20 protein-coding genes are annotated in these 18,992 nt (G+C 66.4%); 17 read left to right on the top strand and 3 right to left on the bottom strand.

Annotation, left to right across the window (positions count from 1 at the left end; genetic code table 11):
- Positions 1-24: 24 nt before the first annotated feature.
- Both JYP50_RS16370 and JYP50_RS16365 read right to left on the bottom strand, forming a co-directional pair.
- On the bottom strand, positions 25-936 hold the full coding sequence (locus tag JYP50_RS16370) for a VOC family protein (RefSeq protein WP_206561629.1): 912 nt from the start codon (positions 934-936) through the stop codon (positions 25-27).
- 182 nt (positions 937-1,118) lie between these two features.
- Complete coding sequence (locus JYP50_RS16365) at positions 1,119-2,051, bottom strand: YgfZ/GcvT domain-containing protein (RefSeq protein WP_206561628.1); 933 nt, start codon at positions 2,049-2,051, stop codon at positions 1,119-1,121.
- A 126-nt stretch (positions 2,052-2,177) separates the two neighbouring features.
- On the opposite strand from JYP50_RS16365, the gene JYP50_RS16360 reads away from it, so the two are divergent.
- Positions 2,178-2,441: a succinate dehydrogenase assembly factor 2 gene (locus JYP50_RS16360; protein WP_206561627.1), complete on the top strand. Its 264-nt coding sequence runs from the start codon at positions 2,178-2,180 to the stop codon at positions 2,439-2,441.
- Positions 2,442-2,463: 22 nt separating this feature from the next.
- Positions 2,464-2,817 (top strand): protein YgfX, encoded by a 354-nt coding sequence (locus JYP50_RS16355; protein WP_206561626.1) that lies wholly within the window; start codon positions 2,464-2,466, stop codon positions 2,815-2,817.
- Here the strand turns inward: JYP50_RS16355 and nadB are convergent.
- Positions 2,814-4,406, bottom strand: a complete 1,593-nt coding sequence (nadB, locus tag JYP50_RS16350; RefSeq protein ID WP_206561625.1) for an L-aspartate oxidase — start codon at positions 4,404-4,406, stop codon at positions 2,814-2,816. The two genes, JYP50_RS16355 and nadB, sit on opposite strands and share 4 nt — an antisense overlap.
- A 272-nt stretch (positions 4,407-4,678) precedes the next feature.
- Between nadB and rpoE the strand changes: the two genes are divergently transcribed.
- The 15 genes from rpoE to mazG all read left to right on the top strand — a co-directional run bounded on the left by rpoE (position 4,679) and on the right by mazG (position 18,941).
- A complete protein-coding gene (rpoE, locus tag JYP50_RS16345; protein ID WP_206561624.1) occupies positions 4,679-5,263 on the top strand; it encodes an RNA polymerase sigma factor RpoE in 585 nt (194 codons plus the stop codon).
- A 51-nt stretch (positions 5,264-5,314) separates the two neighbouring features.
- On the top strand, positions 5,315-5,926 hold the full coding sequence (locus tag JYP50_RS16340; RefSeq protein WP_241263217.1) for a sigma-E factor negative regulatory protein: 612 nt from the start codon (positions 5,315-5,317) through the stop codon (positions 5,924-5,926).
- A complete protein-coding gene (locus tag JYP50_RS16335) occupies positions 5,926-6,900 on the top strand; it encodes a MucB/RseB C-terminal domain-containing protein (protein WP_206561622.1) in 975 nt (324 codons plus the stop codon). Before JYP50_RS16340 ends, JYP50_RS16335 begins: the two co-directional genes overlap by 1 nt.
- A gap of 1 nt (position 6,901) precedes the next feature.
- Positions 6,902-7,378 carry a SoxR reducing system RseC family protein gene (locus JYP50_RS16330; RefSeq protein ID WP_206561621.1) on the top strand — a complete coding sequence of 159 codons (477 nt, stop codon included), beginning with the start codon at positions 6,902-6,904 and terminating at the stop codon, positions 7,376-7,378.
- Positions 7,379-7,436: 58 nt separating this feature from the next.
- Positions 7,437-8,840 carry a DegQ family serine endoprotease gene (locus JYP50_RS16325; RefSeq protein WP_206561620.1) on the top strand — a complete coding sequence of 468 codons (1,404 nt, stop codon included), beginning with the start codon at positions 7,437-7,439 and terminating at the stop codon, positions 8,838-8,840.
- Positions 8,841-9,054: 214 nt separating this feature from the next.
- Complete coding sequence (lepA, locus tag JYP50_RS16320; RefSeq protein ID WP_206561619.1) at positions 9,055-10,854, top strand: translation elongation factor 4; 1,800 nt, start codon at positions 9,055-9,057, stop codon at positions 10,852-10,854.
- Positions 10,855-10,856: 2 nt separating this feature from the next.
- Positions 10,857-11,696, top strand: coding sequence for a signal peptidase I (lepB, locus tag JYP50_RS16315; RefSeq protein ID WP_206561618.1), 840 nt, complete (start codon positions 10,857-10,859; stop codon positions 11,694-11,696).
- Positions 11,697-11,762: 66 nt separating this feature from the next.
- Entirely contained in the window at positions 11,763-12,149 is a 387-nt protein-coding gene (locus JYP50_RS16310; RefSeq protein ID WP_206561617.1) for a DUF4845 domain-containing protein, read from the top strand.
- Between the two features lie 20 nt (positions 12,150-12,169).
- On the top strand, positions 12,170-12,871 hold the full coding sequence (gene rnc, locus JYP50_RS16305; RefSeq protein WP_206561616.1) for a ribonuclease III: 702 nt from the start codon (positions 12,170-12,172) through the stop codon (positions 12,869-12,871).
- Positions 12,864-13,781 carry a GTPase Era gene (gene era, locus JYP50_RS16300; protein WP_206561615.1) on the top strand — a complete coding sequence of 306 codons (918 nt, stop codon included), beginning with the start codon at positions 12,864-12,866 and terminating at the stop codon, positions 13,779-13,781. The genes rnc and era overlap by 8 nt, the downstream gene beginning before the upstream one ends.
- A 25-nt stretch (positions 13,782-13,806) precedes the next feature.
- A complete protein-coding gene (gene recO, locus JYP50_RS16295) occupies positions 13,807-14,532 on the top strand; it encodes a DNA repair protein RecO (protein WP_206561614.1) in 726 nt (241 codons plus the stop codon).
- Entirely contained in the window at positions 14,529-14,900 is a 372-nt protein-coding gene (acpS, locus tag JYP50_RS16290; protein ID WP_206561613.1) for a holo-ACP synthase, read from the top strand. Before recO ends, acpS begins: the two co-directional genes overlap by 4 nt.
- Positions 14,901-14,980: 80 nt before the next feature.
- Positions 14,981-15,877 carry a cysteine synthase CysM gene (gene cysM, locus JYP50_RS16285; RefSeq protein ID WP_206561612.1) on the top strand — a complete coding sequence of 299 codons (897 nt, stop codon included), beginning with the start codon at positions 14,981-14,983 and terminating at the stop codon, positions 15,875-15,877.
- 14 nt (positions 15,878-15,891) lie between these two features.
- Entirely contained in the window at positions 15,892-18,123 is a 2,232-nt protein-coding gene (relA, locus tag JYP50_RS16280) for a GTP diphosphokinase (RefSeq protein WP_206561611.1), read from the top strand.
- A gap of 11 nt (positions 18,124-18,134) precedes the next feature.
- Positions 18,135-18,941: a nucleoside triphosphate pyrophosphohydrolase gene (mazG, locus tag JYP50_RS16275; protein WP_206561610.1), complete on the top strand. Its 807-nt coding sequence runs from the start codon at positions 18,135-18,137 to the stop codon at positions 18,939-18,941.
- Positions 18,942-18,992: the final 51 nt, after the last annotated feature.

Raw genomic sequence — 18,992 nt, 5'->3', positions numbered from 1 at the left:
GAACACGGGGCCCGGAGTGAGGCGCTAGTCCGCGCCGGGGAAGTTGTACTCGTGGCCCCACAGGTCGCCCTCGGTACTGACCGTGGGGGTGTGGTTGTCCCAGTCCACCAGCAGCCCGTCGTAGCCGTATTCCACCGGGATGCCCCCCGGCGCCAGCACGTAGAACGAACACATATTGTCGTTCACGTGGCGGCCCAGGCTGGCCAGCAGCGGGTGGCCGGCGGCTTTCACCCGGTCCAGCGCGAGGCCCACTTCGTCCAGGGTGCTCACTTCCACCATGATGTGCACCACGCCGATCGGGCTCGGCTGGTTATACAGGGCCAGGGAGTGCTGGCGCGGGTTGTCGGCGTGCATGAACACCACCCGGGATTCGGGGGCGCCCTCGGGCATCGGCGGGTAGAGGTCGTCGCTGATCGCCAGGCCGATCAAGCCGGTGTAGAAGTCGATGCTGGCCTCGATGTCCGGGGCGGGCACCACCGCGTGGCCGAAACCCATGTCGCCGGTGAATTCGTCGCCGGTGACGAAAGCCGAGACGCCGGCCGGCGAGTTCAGGGGCACGTAGTCGAGCAGGCGGCCGTAGTACAACTCCAGTGTGTTGCCGCCGGGGTCGGTTACCGTGGCGAAACCGCTGACGCAGCGCCGTTTGGCCTCGGCGGCGTCGCCGTCGCGGACCTCGAAGCCGGCGTCGCGCAGGTCGGCGCAGACCGCCTCCCAGTCCTCGCGGCTGCGGTACTCCAGGCCGCAGGCCAGCAGGCCGTCGCCGTCGCCGGGCTCGATCATGAAGCGGAAGGGGTGGTCGTCCATGCGCAGGAAACGCGCGCCGGCGCTGTCCTCGCGCCGCGCCTCCATCAGGCCGAGGACGTCAGTGGCGAATGCCATCCAGGCGGGGACGTCGCTCGCCTGGATCCGTAGGTAGCCAATACTTGCCAGAGCCATCAGTTCACTCCTTTTGCGGGTGGGTGTTGCGCATGGGTACGCCGCGGCGGGGCGCCGCGAGCCGGGGGCCATTATCCGGCCTTTGCCGGGCCTGTTCAGCCCCGTTCGGCCAATCCACCGTTGCCGGTATAGCTATGGTGACCGGGCTGGCCGGGTATCGTTCCATGCCGCCCGCGGCGACCCTATGGCGCGGCTTCCAGCGGGTAGGGCGGGTTGGAGATCGCCAGCTCGGGACCGGACCCGCTCCCCAGGCGCAGCGAGCCGGCGAGGGATTTTTCCGCCACCGAGGCCAGCAGGTGAACCTCGCCGGCCGCCGCGGCAACGGCGTTGACCACCGTGCCCACGACCTGTTCCTGGGCGGTGTAGACGCTGTCACCCGCCGCCGGCGGGGTTTGAGTGCCGACCCGGGCGATATACATGCGGCGCTTGGATTGGCCCCGGTAGTGCAGGCGGGCGACCACCTCCTGGCCGGTATAGCAACCCTTGCGGAAGCTGACAAAGTCGCAGAGGTCGTAGTTCAGCGCCTGGGGCAGGAAGCTCTCCACCGTGGCCGCTTCCACCCGGCCGATACCCCGTGCGATCTCCAGGGCCCGCCAGTCGTCCGCGGAGCCCGCCTGGGCGGTGTCCGCGAGCGCCCGCGGGAGGTCGGCGCGGGCGGCCGTGTCCAGGTAAAGCTCAAACTGGGCGCCGCCTTCGTCCACCTGCACCAGGTGGAAGCCCTCGCCGCCGACGCAGTCGTGGCGCTCCCGCGGCAGCTCGCCGACAAGCGGCAGCAGGGTGTCGCCGGCGCCCGCTCCCCAGCAGCCGAAGACCCGCCAGTCGCCGGCCGGCGCCAGTTCCGCCTTGGAGAATACGATGTACTTGCCCAGGCGCGCCGCGGTCGCTTCGGCGATATCCGCCCGCAGCCGCAGGCCGTAGTGCCCGGGCCCCAGTTGCAACAGCAGGAAATCCGCCAGCACGCGCCCCTGGGGGGTGCACCAGGCTCCGGGCCGCGCCCGCCGGGCGTCGACCTCGCGCACATCGCAGGTGGCCTGGCCCTGCAGGAAGTTGGCGGCGTCCGCGCCGCTGACCTGCAGTAGCGTCTCGTGGTTCAGGGGGCTGAAAAATGCGGGCAAAACAGTACGCTCATCGGGCAGTAGGAGCCGCCATGGTAAGGCCAGTCAACCGTGGCCGGCAATGCGTGGCCGGTAATGTATGTATAATGCCGCGATCTGATGTTTTGTGGAAAAGCTCCCCGCACTATGATCCAGGAAGAAGAAATCAAGCGCATGCGCTGGGCCAGCCGCCGCGGCATGCTGGAACTGGACCTCGTTCTGGAACCCTTCGTCAACGACTGCTACCCGCGGCTCGACGAGCGGGACCGGCAGCGCTACCGGCGGCTGATGGAGTGCGAGGACCAGGAACTCTTCGCCTGGTTCCTGCGCCGCGAGGAGCCGGAGGATGCAGAACTCGCCGCCATCGTCAGGCAGGTTCTCGAGCACAAGCGAGGTGCGGCTGGCGCTTAGGCGCTCCCGTATCGGCCTGTTAATGCAGCTGGCTTTTTGGCTGGCACTGTTGGCGGTCCCCGCACTGGTGTACCGCGACGGCTACCCCTTGCTCGCGGCGGCGACGGCGGCCTATCTCTGTGGTTGCCTGCTTGTGTCGCGCCGCTCCCGGCCGCGGGCCTTGCTCTGGCGGCGCGGCGCGTGGCTGTTCGATCTGGGCGCGGCGGGCTGGTGCGAGGTGGAGTTGCTGCCGCCGGCCCACTGCCTGCCGTGGCTGGTCTGCCTGCGCTGGCGCCGGCCGGGGCAGGGGGGCGGGCGGTGGCTCTACCTGTGGCCGGACAGCGCCGACCCCGATGCCTTGCGCCGGCTGCGCAAGCGCCTGCGCCTGGCCCGCTAGGCTGTCTCCCGGGCGCTGTTGGGCGGTACCAGCACGGTGTCGCCCGCTTCCGGCAGCAGGTCGGGGTAGTCGAGGGTGTAGTGCAGGCCACGGCTTTCCCTGCGCGCCATCGCGCAGCGGATCATCAGCTGCGCCACCATGGCCAAATTGCGCAATTCCAGCAGGTCGTTGCTGACCTTGTAGTTGCTGTAGTACTCGGCGATCTCCGATTGCAGCAGTTCCACCCGGTGTTCTGCCCGCTGCAGGCGCTTGTTGGTGCGCACGATGCCCACATAGTCCCACATGAAGCGACGCAGCTCGTCCCAGTTGTGGGAGATCACCACATCCTCGTCGGAGTCGGTGACCTGGCTCTCGTCCCAGGAGGGGACCGGTTTGGGGGACGGGGCCGCGGCGATGGTCTCGGCGATGTGGCCGGCGGCGGATTCGGCGTAGACGATGCACTCCAGCAGGGAGTTGCTGGCCATGCGGTTGGCGCCGTGCAGGCCGGTGCAGGAGGCCTCGCCCACGGCGTAGAGGCCGGCGAGGTCGGTGCGGCCGCGGGTGTCCACCACGATGCCGCCACAGGTGTAGTGGGCGGCGGGCACCACGGGGATCGGCTCCGCGCTGATGTCGATGCCAAATTCGCGGCAGCGCTTGCTGACCGTTGGAAAGTGCTCCTCGAGAAAGGCCCTGGGCTTGTGGGAGATGTCGAGGAACACGCAGTCCGCCCCCAGGCGCTTCATCTCGTGGTCGATGGCGCGGGCGACAATGTCCCGGGGCGCGAGTTCGCCGCGCTCGTCGAAGCGCTGCATGAAGGGCTCGCCGTCGGGCAGCAACAGCCGCCCCCCCTCGCCGCGGATCGCCTCGGTGATCAGGAAGGATTTGGCCCGCGGATGGTACAGGCAGGTGGGGTGGAACTGGTTGAACTCCAGGTTGGCCACCCGGCAGCCGGCGCGCCAGGCCATGGCGATGCCGTCGCCGCTGGCGCCGTCCGGGTTGCTGGTATAGAGGTAGGCCTTGCTGGCGCCGCCGGTGGCCAGCACCACGGAGCGGGCCAGGAACAGCTCCACCCGGTCGCTCTCGCGGTTGAGGATATAGGCCCCCTGGCAGTGCCCGTCCTGGACCACCAGGTCCACCGCCACCCGGTGGGTGAAAATCTCGATATTGCCCGCCGCCTGCGCCCGTTCGGTGAGCACCTCGGAGATGGCGCGGCCGGTGCGGTCGGCGGCGTGGATAATGCGGCGGTGGCTGTGCCCGCCCTCCCGGGTGAGGTGGAATTCATCGGCGTGATCCGGCCTGAGGTCGAAATCCACGCCCTGGGCCACCAGCCATTCGACGCAGCGGCGGGAGTTGGACACGGTGAATTCCACCGCTTCGCGCTTGCACAGCCCGCCGCCGGCGATCAGGGTATCCTCCACGTGGGAGTCGACGCTGTCCTTGGTGTCGAGTACCGCCGCCATGCCGCCCTGGGCCCAGTAGGTGGAGCCCTGGTTGAGGTCGGCCTTGGACAGCAGGGCGACGCGCAGGTGGGACGGCAGGCGCAGGGCGAGGCTGAGGCCGGCGGCGCCGGCGCCGATAATCAGCACATCGTGTTGATGGGTGGTGGACATGGGCTGTGCTTGCTGCCTCTCCCGGTGACTTATATGATGCCTGTCAATGACTTACGCAGTGGGCAGTGTGGCCCCCGCGCCGGCGAGTATAAAGCACCGGGCGCGAATTAAGGAAATGCAGCATTGGGGAACTTTTTTAGTTCTGTTACCTCACAGTGTCGGTCCCGTGACAGCGGGAGCGAACTTTCGCCTGTCCGCGCGGTCTATCGGGGCAGCAGTTGCTTGAGTGTTACCAGGGCAGGAATGTCTGGGACTAGGGAGGGGTACGGGACTTGACTGCCGCAGTGACGGACCAGCAGCTTGTTGCCAAGGTGCAAAAGGGTGATTCGCGCGCCTTTGACATGCTGGTTCTCAAGTACCAGCACAAGATTCTGGGATTGATTAGCCGCTACGTACATGATGCCGATGAAGTGCAGGATGTCGCCCAGGAGGCCTTTATCAAGGCCTACCGCGCGCTGCCCAACTTTCGCGGCGACAGCGCTTTCTATACCTGGTTGTACCGCATCGCCATCAACACGGCGAAGAACCACCTGGTGTCCCGTTCCCGGCGTCCGCCGGGCTCGGACGTCGAGGTGGAGGACGCCGAGTACTTCGAGGGCGGCGGCGCGCTGCGCGATATCGAATCCCCGGAGTCGGCCCTGTTCGGGGCCGAACTCAAGGAAGTGGTGGAGCGGGCGATCCGCGAATTGCCGGATGATTTGCGCACAGCGGTAACTTTGCGCGAATTTGATGGTCTGAGTTATGAAGACATCGCCGAGATCATGGCGTGTCCGGTGGGAACCGTGCGCTCGCGCATATTCCGGGCCAGGGAGGCCATCGACAAACAGGTCAGGCAGCAGGTTGACGGTCATGGCTGATGCGGTTTTCATTTACCAACGTTTCGCGCCGGCGCGCGGAGGATGCAATCAATGACTGAGAGAATGCGGGAGTCCCTCTCCGCCATCATGGACGGGGAAGCGGACGACCTGGAGCTGGAACGGGTACTGCGCCAGATCGGCGAGGACTCCGAACTGCGCCAGACCTGGATGCGTTACCACGCGGTGCATGCGGCATGCAGCAGCGCGGCCGGCAATGTCCAACATTTCTCCGACCTGTCGATCGATATTTCGTCCCGGGTACGGGACGCCGTCGCCGGCGAACAAACCGCGGGCGCTTCGCGATGGCAGGGCCTGGTGCGCCCGGTGACCAGTTTCGCGGTCGCCGCCTCGGTCGCCGCCACGGTGGTGTTCGGCGGCCAGCAACTGGCCCAGCTGGGCGGCGCCGCGGAGTCCGCCGATGCCGCGACTATCGCCGGGGGCGTGTCGCCGGTGGGTCTGGTCAACAGCCTCGGCGCCACCTCGGTGCAGGCCAGCCTCGGAACCCAGCCGGTGCCGGTGCTCGAACCGGCAACCCGCACCGCCTATCGCGAGCTGGCGCGCCAGCGTCTGCACCAGTACTCCCAGGAACACGCCGAGCAAGCGGCGCTCAACACGCCCCAGGGCCTGCTGCCCTTCGCGCGCGTGCACCGCATCCAGGAGTGATGCCCGCCTTGAGTACCTGGCGCTCGCAACGACTCCCCCGTACCCCCCGGCGCGGCCGCGCGCTCGCCCTGCTGCTGGCCGCCGCGCTGCCCTTGCCCGGCCTCGCCGCCAGTTGTCCCGAGGCCGATCCCGAAGCCCTGGAATGGCTCGACAAGATGTCCCGCAGCAGTCATCACACCGCCTACCACGGGGTGGTGACCCTGCAGCGCGGGGAGGATATGCAGGTGATGCAGATCTCCCACTCGGTATCCGGCGGGGCCAGTTCGGAGCAGCTCACCAAGTTGACCGGCCAGGGCGCCCAGGTGGTGCGCGAGGAACATCCGCTGAATTGCGTGCATACGGGGCACCGCCTGCTGCAATTGGGCGCCAGGCTGGAGTCCGGAGAGTGCGGGGTGGCCAGCTATTACCGTTTTCAGGTCGCGCCGGGCGAGCGGATTGCCGGTCGCAAGGCGGTGCAGGTCAGGGTGGAACCCCGGGATATGTACCGCTACGGCTACCTGTTGGAACTCGACCGCGAAACCGGCCTGTTGCTGCGTTCCAGTACGCTGGGGCGCGGGGACCTGGTGCTGGAACGCTTCCAGTTCGCCAACCTGTCCTTCGGCGCGCCGATGCCCTCCAGTGGCGATATCGACGTGGTCTACGAAGCCGGACACCCGACACCGTCGCTGGATACCGGCGAGGTTGGTGTCACCTGGACCATCGGCTGGCTGCCGCGGGGCTTCGCCCCCACCGAGAGCGGCCCGGCGGTGTCGGGGCGTCGCACCTACACCGATGGCCTGGCGGCGTTTTCGGTGTTTCTCGAGCCCCTGTCCCGGGATATCCGCTCCGGGGAGGGTGTGGCCCGGGAGGGCAGCACCACCTCCTATACCCGCGGCCTCAGCCTGTCGGGCCAGCCGGTGCTGGTCACGGTGATCGGGGAAGTGCCGGTCAATACCGCCCGCATGGTCGCCGACTCCGTGCGCTGGACACCCTGAGATGCTTGTCGAGAGCGGCGAGGTGGTGGCGGTGGAGCCCGGGGCGGTGTGGGTGGAAACCCTGCGCCGGAGCACCTGCAACAGTTGCACCGCCCAAAAGGGTTGCGGCCACGGCCTGTTAAACCGGGTCGGCGCGGGGCGCCGGCACTATATTCGCGTACTGCCGGGCCGGGTGCAGCCCGCTCAGTGCCGGGTTGGCGATACCGTTGAAATCGGCCTGCCCGAGACCGTGATCCTGCGCGGTTCCCTGTTGGTTTACCTGCTGCCCCTGCTCGCGCTGCTCGCTGGCGCCGCCCTCGGCGGTGCCCTGTGGCCGCAGCAGCAGGACCTGGCGGCCCTCGCGGGCGCCGGGCTGGGGCTGTTTGCCGGCCTGTTGGCGGTGCGCCTTCACGCCGCGCGGCACCGGGAGGACCCGGCCCTGCAACCCACGCTACTGTCCCGCCGTGACACCGGCGCACAGGCGGTGGAGCTGGCCTGAGCGGTTCGCCGCCCCATTCAATTCGTATTTTTTTCAGCAAGGAAGTCCGGACTGACGTATGAAACGACTGAGCCAAACCTTTGCCCCCCTGTTGTTGCTCTGCACGCTGCTGGCCGCCGCTGGCGCCCGCGCCGCGGAGCTGCCCGATTTTCGCGACATCGTCGAGAAGAATTCTCCGGCGGTGGTGAAAATTATCGTCGAGCACACCGGCGACAGCGCGCGACGCGGCCAGGGCCCCGAGGAAATCCCCGAGTACCTGCGCCGTTTTTTCAACTTTCCCGAAGCGCCACCCAGCCAGCGCCGGTCGATGGGCATGGGGTCGGGCTTTATCCTGTCCAGGGACGGCTATATCGTAACCAACAACCACGTGGTGGAGGGGGCCAGCAGCGTGCTGGTGCGCCTCATCGACCGGCGTGAATACAACGCCGAGGTGGTGGGCACCGATCCCCGCTCCGACCTCGCCCTGCTGCGCATTGACGCCGAGGACCTGCCGGTACTCGAGCTGGCCGGGGACGAGGAGCTCAAAGTCGGGGAGTGGGTGCTGGCCATCGGCTCTCCCTTCGGCCTCGATTACTCGGTCACCGCGGGCATTGTCAGCGCCAAGGGGCGCAGCCTGCCGACCGAGCAGGGGGAGAACTACGTACCCTTTATCCAGACCGACGTGGCCATCAACCCGGGTAACTCCGGTGGCCCGCTGTTCAACCTGAAAGGCGAGGTGGTCGGCGTTAACTCGCAGATCTTTACCCGCAGCGGTGGCTCCATAGGCCTGTCCTTCGCCATCCCGGTGAGCGTGGTGCACAATGTGGTGGAGCAGCTCAAGGCCGAGGGGCGGGTGACGCGCGGCTGGCTCGGGGTGACCATCCAGAACGTGGACAAGACCCTGGCGGAATCCTTCGGCCTGGATCGCCCCCGGGGCGCGCTTATTACCCAGGTGGCCGAGGACGGGCCCGCCGACAAGGCGGGGCTGGAGGCCGGCGACGTGATCCTGCGTTTCGATGGCCGTAAAATCGACACCTCTTCCGATTTGCCTCACGTGGTGGGCCTTATCGCCCCCGGCACCAAGGTGCCGGTGGATATCGTGCGCGAGCAGAAGCGCCGCAGCATCAAGGTCACGGTGGGCGGCCTGGACGCCGAAGACAGCTTCGCCCTGACCCCGGGTGGCGAGCGGGAGCAGCAGGGGGGCCGCCTGGGCCTGATGGTGGAACCCGCCAGCCCCGACACCCTGGAGCGCTGGGGCATCGGCGGTGGGGTCCTGGTGCGCCAGGTGAAGCCCGGTTCCGTGGCCGCCGAGGCGGGCATCGTCCCCGGCGACGTTATCACCCTGATCGGCTCCAGGCCGGTGACCAGCGTGGAGGCCTTCGAGCGCGCCGCCGACGACCTCAAGCCGGGCAGCTCGGTGCCCCTGCGGCTAATCCGCCGTGGATCGCCACTGTTTATCGGCCTCAAGCTCGAGGACGAGTGACGCCGGGCCGTTCACGCCGGCTTGTCCGGGGCCGGCCGCCGGGCGGCATGGCCCCGGGGCACGCATTGGGGTACAATCGCGCGTCTTTTGGCTGCCCCGGCGCATGCTCAGGGGGTGCTCGCGCCGGTGCGCCGTTCGCCCTCCGTATGCCGCCCCGCGTTCCGGCGCGGGGTCGCTAGGCAGCCGCAACCGGCCTACTACCGAGCGTTACTGAGTGAGCGACCTCCAACACATCCGCAACTTCTCCATCATTGCCCATATCGATCACGGCAAATCGACCCTCGCCGACCGCTTTATCCAGCACTGCGGCGGGCTCTCCGACCGGGAAATGGCCGAGCAGGTGCTGGATTCGATGGACATTGAGCGCGAGCGCGGCATCACCATCAAGGCGCAGAGCGTTACCCTGGACTACATCGCCCGCAACGGCGAAACCTACCAGCTGAACTTCATCGACACTCCCGGACACGTGGACTTTTCCTACGAGGTGTCCCGTTCCCTGGCGGCCTGCGAGGGCGCGCTGCTGGTGGTCGACGCGGGGCAGGGCGTGGAGGCCCAGTCGGTGGCCAACTGCTACACCGCCATCGAGCAGGGTCTGGAAGTGCTGCCCATCCTCAACAAGATGGACCTGCCCCAGGCCGATCCCGACAAGGTCAAGCACGAGATCGAGGAGATCATCGGTATCGACGCCACCGAGGCCTGCCCGGTCAGCGCCAAGACCGGCATGGGCATCGAGGACGCGCTGGAGTACCTGGTCGAGCATATTCCGCCGCCCGAGGGCGACCGCAACGCGCCGCTGCAGGCCCTGATCATCGACAGCTGGTTCGACAACTACCTGGGGGTGGTGTCGCTGGTGCGGGTGAAGCAGGGCGTGCTGAAAAAGCGCGACAAGTTCGTGACCAAGTCTAACGGCAAGGTCCACCAGGTGGACAACATCGGCATTTTCACGCCCAAGCGGCTGGAGACCGGCGAGCTGCGCGCCGGGGAAGTGGGCTTTGTCGTCGCCGGCATCAAGGACATCCAGGGCGCCCCGGTGGGGGACACCCTGGTCAGCGCCCAGCACGCCGACGTGCCGGCGCTGCCGGGCTTCCAGCGGGTCAAACCGCAGGTCTATGCCGGTATTTTCACCGTGTCCTCGGATGACTACGAGGATTTTCGCGACGCCCTGTCCAAACTGACCCTGAACGACGCCTCCCTGTTCTACGAGCCGGAGACCTCCGACGCCCTGGGATTCGGTTTCCGCTGTGGTTTCCTCGGCATGCTGCACATGGAGATCATCCAGGAGCGGCTGGAGCGCGAGTACGACCTCGACCTGATCACCACCGCGCCCACGGTGATCTACGAGGTGGTGAAGAAAAGCGGCGAAGTCATCCAGGTGGACAACCCCTCGTCACTGCCTGACGTGGGCGACATCGAGGAGATGCGCGAGCCCATCGCGCGCTGCAATATCCTGGTGCCCCAGGACTACCTGGGCAACGTGATCACCCTGTGCGCCGAGAAGCGCGGCGAGCAGCGGGACATGCAGTTCCTGGGCTCGCAGGTGTCGCTCACCTACGACATCCCCATGGCCGAGGTGGTGCTGGACTTCTTTGACCGGCTCAAGTCCGCCAGCCGCGGCTACGCCTCGCTGGACTACAGTTTCCAGCGTTTCGAGGCGGCGCCCCTGGCGCGCCTGGATGTGCTGATCAATGGCGAGCGGGTGGACGCACTGGCGATTATCGTGCACCGGGAGCAGGTGCAGTATCGCGGTCGCGCCCTGACCGAGAAAATGAAGGAGCTGATTCCGCGGCAGATGTTCGACGTGGCGATCCAGGCGGCGGTTGGCGGCAAAATCGTCGCCCGCCAAACGGTCAAGGCGCTGCGCAAGAATGTGACCGCCAAGTGCTATGGTGGCGACGTGAGCCGCAAGCGCAAGCTGCTCGAGAAACAGAAAGCGGGTAAGAAGCGCATGAAGCAGGTGGGCCGGGTGGAAATTCCCCAGTCCGCCTTCCTCGCCGTGTTGAAGGTGGATAGCTAACAATGACAATCGATTTCCCACTGATCCTGGTCATCCTGGTGTTCGGCAGCGGCCTGATCTGGCTGGCCGACACCCTGTTCCTGGCCCCGGCGCGGCGCCGCGAGCTGGCCGCGCTGGAGGCCAAGTACCCCGAACGCGGCGCGCTGGACAGCCCCCAGGCAAAGCAGTTCGCCGCCCAGGCGGAAGCCCGGGCCGCGGAGCCGGTTATCGTCGAGTACGCGCGCTCTTTCTTCCCGGTGCTGGCGGTGGTCTTCGTGCTGCGCTCGTTCCTGGTGGAACCCTTCCAGATTCCCTCGTCCTCCATGGTGCCGACCCTGCAGGTGGGGGACTACATCCTGGTGAACAAGTTCACCTACGGCATCCGGCTGCCGGTGCTGCGCACCAAGGTGCTGGATCTCAACGAGCCAGAGCGCGGCGACGTGATGGTGTTCTTTCCCCCGCACATGAACGACACCTACTACATCAAGCGCGTGGTGGGACTGCCCGGCGACACCGTGACCTATCGCAACAAGCGCCTCTACGTGAACGGCGAGCAGGTCCCCTGGGACTCGCTGGCGATGTTGCCCGAAACCACCGGCCGGCAGGAAGTGGCGCTGGAGCAACTGGGTGACGCCAACCACCTGGTGCAGGTGGATCCGACGCGTCCGGTGCGGGATTTCTCGGTGGTGGTCAAGCCCGGCCACTACTTCATGATGGGCGACAATCGCGACAATTCCAGCGACAGCCGGGTTTGGGGGCAGGTCCCCGAGCGGGATATCGTGGGCAAGGCCTTCGCGATCTGGATGCACTGGGATTCGCTGTTCAGTATCCCGAGCTTCAGCCGTGTAGGCGCTATTGAATAGCTGCTATAGAATAGCCCGTGACACACGACACCAGGCAACACCTGCAATCACCGGGGGAATAACAAAATGAAGCTGCGCCGGCAACAATCGGGGCTGTCCATGCTCAGCATGCTGTGCATCGCCGTCATGGTGGGTTTTTTCGTCATGTGCGGCATAAAAATGGCGCCCAGTTACTTCGAGTATCTCTCGGTCAAGGAAATCATGGCCAAGGTCGCCGAGGAACACGATCCCGAGGAGCAGAACATCGCCGATATCCGTCGGCGTATCGCCAACCTGCTCAATACCAACCAGGTCTACGGGATCAAGCCCCAGGACGTGGATGTGTACCGCAAAGAGGGAAAAACCTACATCGACGCCAGCTACGAGGCCCGCATTCCCATCATGTGGCGCATCGACGCGGTGCTCAAGTTCGACGACCTGAAGTACGAAGCGGGCTCCGGCCTGCCGTTATAGATTGGTCAGCATGGTGAGCAGTGGATAAACTCAATCGCCTACAGCGCCGCCTGGGCTACCAGTTCGCCGATCGCGGCCTGCTGGAACTGGCCCTGACCCATCGCAGTGCCGCTGGCAGCAACAATGAACGGCTCGAGTTTCTGGGTGACTCCATCGTCAACCATGTGATCGCCGAAGCCCTGTTTCACCGTTTTCCCGCCGTGCGCGAAGGCGATATGAGCCGCATGCGCGCGGCCCTTGTCAAGGGCGACACCCTGGCCAGCGTGGCTCGCGAGCTGGAGTTCGGCGAATGCCTGAAGCTCGGCTCCGGCGAGCGCAAGAGCGGGGGGCACCGGCGCGGTTCGATCCTGGCGGATGCCCTGGAGGCGGTGGCCGGCGCCATGCTCCTGGACAGCGACTACGCGACCTGCAGGGCCTGCCTGTTGCGCTGGTTCGAATCGCGGCTGGAGGATATGGAAGACGGCGACGCGGAAAAAGACCCCAAGACCCGCCTGCAGGAGTTCCTGCAGGGCCGGGGCAACCCGCTGCCCAGCTACGAGCTGGTGAACGTGGAAGGGGAGGACCACCGCCAGCAATTCGAGGTGACCTGCCAGCTCAGCCGGCCCGCGCTGGTGGTGCGCGGCAGCGGCAGCAGCCGCCGCAAGGCAGAACAGGCCGCCGCCGCGGCCGCGCTGGAGAGCCTGTCCGGTTCCGCATCCGCAAAGGGTTCCGCAAATGGTTGAGCAATCCCCGAATACCGACGAAGCCGGACGCTGCGGCTATGTCGCCATCGTCGGCCGGCCGAATGTCGGCAAATCGACCCTGCTGAACTATCTGCTGGGGCAGAAAATCAGCATCACGTCGCGCAAGCCGCAGACCACCCGGCACCAGGTGCTGGGCATCAAGACCGAGGGCCGCGACCAGATTATCTTTGTCGATACGCCCGGCCTGCACAAGGTCGAGACCCGCGCCATCAACCGGGTGATGAACCGCGCCGCCAGTTCCGCCATCAAGGACGTTGACGTCGTGCTGTTCGTCGTCGACCGCACCGCCTGGACCGAAGAGGATGAAATGGTCCTGCAGCACGTGCAGCGCTCGGGCCTGCCCGCCATCGTGGTGGTGAACAAGGTGGACCTGCTCGACGACAAGCAGGCCCTGCTGCCGCAGCTCGAATTCCTCGCCGGCAAGGGCGACTTCAAGGCGGTGATGCCGGTGTCGGCCCTGCGCCGGCACAACCTGGAGGCCCTGGAGCGGGAAGTGCTCGCGCTGCTGCCGGTTTCGGGGCATTTTTTCCCCGAGGAACAGGTCACCGACCGCAGCCAGCGCTTCCTCGCGGCGGAGATCGTGCGCGAGAAGATCATGCGCCAGATGGGGGAGGAGTTACCCTACTCGGTGACCGTGGAGATCGAGGAGTTCGCCCAGGAGGGGGCCGTGCTGCACATCTCCGCCCTGGTACTGGTCGAGCGCAAGGGCCAGAAGAAAATGATCATCGGCGAGGGCGGCGCGCGCCTGCGCAGCATCGGCACCGAAGCCCGCCAGGACATGGAGCAGCTGTTCGACAGCAAGGTGATGCTGCGCCTGTGGGTTAAGGTGAAGTCCGGCTGGTCCGACGACGAGCGCGCCCTGCGCAGCCTGGGTTACGATGACCGCTGAATCCCGTCCCTGAGGGCGCGATACCGTGCACGTCAACCTGCAGCCCGCCTACCTGCTTCATGCCCGCGCCTACCGCGACAGCAGTCAGTTGCTGGAAGTCTTCAGTGCCGAACACGGTCGGCTCGGCCTGGTGGCGAAGGGGGTGCACCGGCGGGCGCGCGGCGGCAGCCTGAGTGCCACGCTGCAGCCTTTTCGCCCGCTGTTGTTGTCCTTTGCCGGCCGCGGCGACCTGATGAAGCTGCTGGCGGTCGAGGCCGCCGGCGCCGGGGTGGTCCTGCGCGGCGAGCGCCTGTTCAGTGGTTTGTACCTCAATGAGTTGCTGATGCGCCTGCTGCACCGTCACGATCCCCTGCCCACCCTGTTTGCCCACTACGGCGAAACCCTGGCGGCGCTGGCCGGAGAAGGGCCCGCGGAGGGCGTGCTGCGTGGTTTCGAACTGCGACTGCTGGACGAACTGGGCTACGCCTTCGACCCCGCCCGGGACGTGCACGCCGGGCAGGTGCGCGAGCAGGCCTGGTATCGCTACAGCGAGGGCCAGGGCCTGGTGGCCTGCGAGGGCGACGCCGGTATCCCGGACGGTCGTTTTCGCGGCGAAGACCTGTTGGCGATCGCCGCCGGGGATTTCAGCGGTTCAGCGGCGGCCGCCGCCAAGCACCTGTTGCGGCGGGTGATCGCCGAACACCTGGACGGCAAACCCCTGCACACCCGGGAGCTGTTCCGCCAGTACCGCCAGGGAGGGAGCGGAGCGTGATCGCGGTGGGTACCGACATCCTCGAAATCGAGCGCCTGGAGGCGGTAGTCGGGCGCCTCGGCGAACGCTTCGTGGCGCGCATCCTTACCCCGGACGAACGCGAGGAGTACCGCGCCAGCAAGTTGCCCATGCGCCTGCTGGCCAAGCGCTTCGCGGCCAAGGAGGCGGTCGCCAAGGCCCTGGGCACCGGTATCGGCCGGGGGGTCAGTTGGCAGGACATGGCGATTGCGCACGACGCCAATGGCGCTCCGGAAGTCCATCTCAGTGGCGGCGCGCTGGCCGCCGCCCGCGCCCGCGGCGGCAGTCGGGTGCTGCTCAGCCTGGCGGACGAGAGGCACTATGTGGTGGCCTTCGCCGCGCTGGCCTAGTGGGCCAGTCGTTCAGAATTTGGACTGTCAGTCGCCGTCAAAGCCGATATACTCTGCGCTGAAACGGGTGGTAGTGAGTTATGTCCCAATATCCAACCATTGAGGCCTGTATAGGCAATACCCCCCTGGTGCGCCTGCAGCGTTTGCCCGGCGACACCAGTAACACGATCCTGGTGAAACTCGAGGGCAACAACCCGGCGGGCTCGGTAAAGGACCGGCCGGCCCTGAGCATGATTGCCGAGGCCGAGGCCCGCGGCGACATCGCGCCGGGCGACAGCCTGATCGAGGCCACCAGCGGCAATACCGGCATCGCCCTGGCGATGGCCGCGGCCATTCGCGGTTACCGCTTGACCCTGATCATGCCGTCGCACATGAGTGACGAACGCAAGCAGGCCATGTCGGCCTACGGCGCGCGGTTGGTGGAGGTGACCCAGGAGGAGGGCATGGAGGGCGCGCGCGACCTCGCCCTGGCGATGCAGGAACGCGGCGAGGGGCGGGTGCTGGACCAGTTTTCCAATCCGGACAATCCCCTGGCCCACTACAAGGGCACCGGCCCGGAGATCTGGCGCCAGACCGGGGGTGGCATCACTCACTTCGTCAGCTCCATGGGCACCACCGGCACCATCATGGGCTGTTCGGCCTATTTGAAGGAAATGAACCCGGAGATCGAGATCGTTGGCCTGCAGCCCGAGGACGGCTCCAGTATTCCCGGCATCCGTCGCTGGCCCGAGGCCTACCTGCCGAAAATCTACGACGCCGCGCGGGTGGACAGGGTGCTGGATATTTCCCAGTCCGAATCGGAGGAGACCATGCGCGCGCTGGCGGCCCGCGAGGGTATTTTCTGCGGCGTGTCTTCCGGCGGCGCCGTTGCCGGCGCCCTGCGCCTGTCGGCGACCGTGGAGAACGCGGTGATCGTCGCCATTATCTGTGATCGCGGCGACCGCTACCTCTCCACCGGCGTGTTCGCCGACGGCTGAGCCAGCGCTGTCGTATGGTTCGAGTCAGGGAACAGTCACACCTTACCGACGCCGGCGAGATCGATCTCGAGCGTTGGCTGGGTCAATTGCCGGTGGTCTTCGAAGCCGGCGATCGCGAGCGCCTGCAGCGGGGCCTGCTGCTGGCCCAACAGGCGGCGGCGCGGCCGGGCAACGACGTGCCCGACTGGTCCACCCAGTCCAAGCCCTTTCACGCCGGTCTCGACATCGCCCAGATCCTGGCCGAACTGCACGTGGGCGTGGACGGGCTGCTGGCGGGCCTGCTGTACCGCGCGGTGCGCGAGGAGCGCCTGGATCTCGACGCGGTCGAGGAGGGCGTGGGGCGCGAGGCGCGGGACCTGATACGCGGCGTGCTGCGCATGGCCGCGATCAGCAACCTCAAGAATTCCACCGAGTCTCCGGTCCTGGGCCAGGCCCATGGCCAGAAGGACAATATCCGCAAGATGCTCATCTCCATGGTGGACGACGTGCGGGTGGCGCTGATCAAGCTGGCGGAGCGCACCTGCGCCATTCGTGCGGTGAAGAACGACGAGGCCCGGCGCACCCCGATCGCCCAGGAGGTGTTTGATGTCTACGCGTCCCTGGCACATCGCCTCGGTATCGGGCACCTGAAATGGGAACTGGAAGACCTGTCCTTCCGCTACATTCATCCCGACGCCTATCGCAAGATTGCCCGCCTGCTGGATGGCAAGCGCCTGGAGCGGGACCGCTTTATCAATCGCGTCCGGGACGAGTTGACCCGGGTATTGAAGAACGCCGGGCTCGAGTTCGAGCTCTCCGGTCGCGCCAAGCACATCTACAGTATCTGGCGCAAAATGCAGCGCAAGGGTATTGGCTTCTCCCAGGTCTACGATATTCGCGCGGTGCGCATCCTGGTGCCGGAACTCAAGGACTGCTACGCCACCCTCGGTCTGGTGCACGGCCTGTGGCGCAACATCCCCAACGAGTTCGACGACTATATCGCCAACCCCAAGGAAAACGGTTATCGCTCGCTGCACACGGCGGTGATCGGTCCCGAGGGCAAAATTCTCGAGGTCCAGATTCGCACCCGACAGATGCACGAGGAGGCGGAGCTCGGGGTTTGCGCCCACTGGCGCTACAAGGGTTCCGATTCCGAATCCGGCCTGGCCAGTACCTACGAAGAGAAAATCGCCTGGCTGCGCCAGGTGCTCGACTGGCACGAGGAAACCGGCGACGCCGGCGGCGTGGCCGAGCAATTCAGTTTCGACGTGGCCCAGGATCGCGTTTACGTTTTCACCCCCCACGGCGACGTGGTCAACCTCGCCCAGGGCGCCACGCCCCTGGATTTCGCCTACCACGTGCACACCGAGGTGGGGCACCGCTGCCGCGGCGCCAAGGTCAATGGTTCCATCGTACCGCTGACCTATCGCCTGAAAACCGGCGAGCGGGTGGAGATACTCACCAGCAAGGAGGGGCGGCCCAAGCGCGACTGGCTGCAACCGGGGCTCGGCTACCTGCGCACTTCCCGCGCCCGCGCCAAGGTCCAGCACTGGTTCAAAGCCCAGGCGCGTGAGGACAACATCGACGCCGGGCGTCACTTGCTGGAGCGTGAGTTCAAGCGCATGGCCCTCACCAGCGTGGATTACAAGCGCATCGCCGCCAAGGTGCAGATGAGTACCGTGGAGGATATGTACGCGGCGGTGGGCGCCGGCGACCTGTCCTCCGCCCAGGTGCTCAACGCCGCCCAGGGCCTGGTGGAAAAGCGCAGCGAGCCGAAACTGGAAATCGCCCGCGGCGGCGCCAAGAAAGTGTCCGGCAGCCGGGTCAAGGTCCAGGGGGTGGGCAATCTGCTGACCCATATCGCGGGCTGCTGCAAGCCGCTGCCCGGGGATCGCATCACCGGCTTTATTACCCAGGGCCGCGGCGTGAGTATTCACCGCAGCGACTGCGCGCGCCTGGTCAAGTTGCAGGAGTCGTCCGCGCAGCGCATCATCGAGGTGGATTGGGGCGAGTCGCCCCGGGAAAATTACGAGGTGGACGTGGCCATCGAGGCCTATGACCGCCAGGGCCTGTTGCGCGACATTACCGCGCTGTTCGCCAATGCCAGAATCAATGTGCTGTCGATCAACACCTATACCAACAAGCGCCAGCACACCGCGACCATGCGCCTGCGGGTGGAAGTGCCGGATCTCGGGGCGCTGTCGCGCCTGCTGGAGCGGATCAACCGGCTGAGCAATGTGATTTCAACCTCCAGGGTCTCGGAGTAGGGGAGAAGGCAGTGCGGGACGAGCGCTACACCATCGACGATTTATTGCGGGTGATGGAGCGCCTGCGCGACCCGGAGCGCGGATGCCCCTGGGATCTCAAGCAGGATTTTCGCAGCATCGTGCCCTCGACCCTGGAGGAGTGCTATGAGCTGGCGGAAGCCATCGAGCACGAGGATTTTACCCACGTCGCCGAGGAGCTCGGCGATGTCCTGTTCCAGGTGATTTTTTACGCCCAGTTGGGGCGTGAGCGCGAGCTGTTCAGCTTTCCCGATGTCGTGCACACCCTGGTGGAAAAACTGGTCCGGCGCCATCCCCACGTATTTGCCCGCGGTGACATCGAGGGCGTGGTGGACGGGGCTATCGCGGTGGAGCAGGTCAAGGAAAGCTGGGAGGCGATCAAGCAGGCCGAGCGCAGCGCGCGGGACCAGCACCGCCTGTTGGCCGACGTGCCGCGGGCCCTGCCGGCGCTGCCGCGGGCGCAGAAACTGCAGAAGCGCGCCGCCCGGGTGGGCTTCGATTGGCGCGATGCCGCCGGCGTGCTGGCCAAGGTGGAGGAGGAAATCGCCGAGCTGCGCGAGGCGATCGACGCGGGACGCGCCGCGGCTGTGGAGGAGGAGATGGGCGATTTGCTGTTTACTTGCGCCAACTTGTCCCGCCACCTCGGAGTCGATGCCGAGGCCGCCCTGCGCCGGGCGTCCGCCAAGTTCGAGGGCCGCTTCAACACCATGGAAGACCTCGCCGGGTCAGCCGGGCAGGCCCTGGCGGAGCTGGATTCCGGGGGATTGGAAGCACTTTGGGACAAGGCCAAGCAGTGTTAGCGCGGTGAGATTCCGCCAGGACTTGTGCTTGTCCGGCCCGCTGTGTATGGT

It is taken from the genome of Parahaliea mediterranea (assembly GCF_017255185.1).
Classification (GTDB): domain Bacteria; phylum Pseudomonadota; class Gammaproteobacteria; order Pseudomonadales; family Halieaceae; genus JAFKCZ01.
This window is presented reverse-complemented; position numbering and strand designations above follow the sequence as displayed.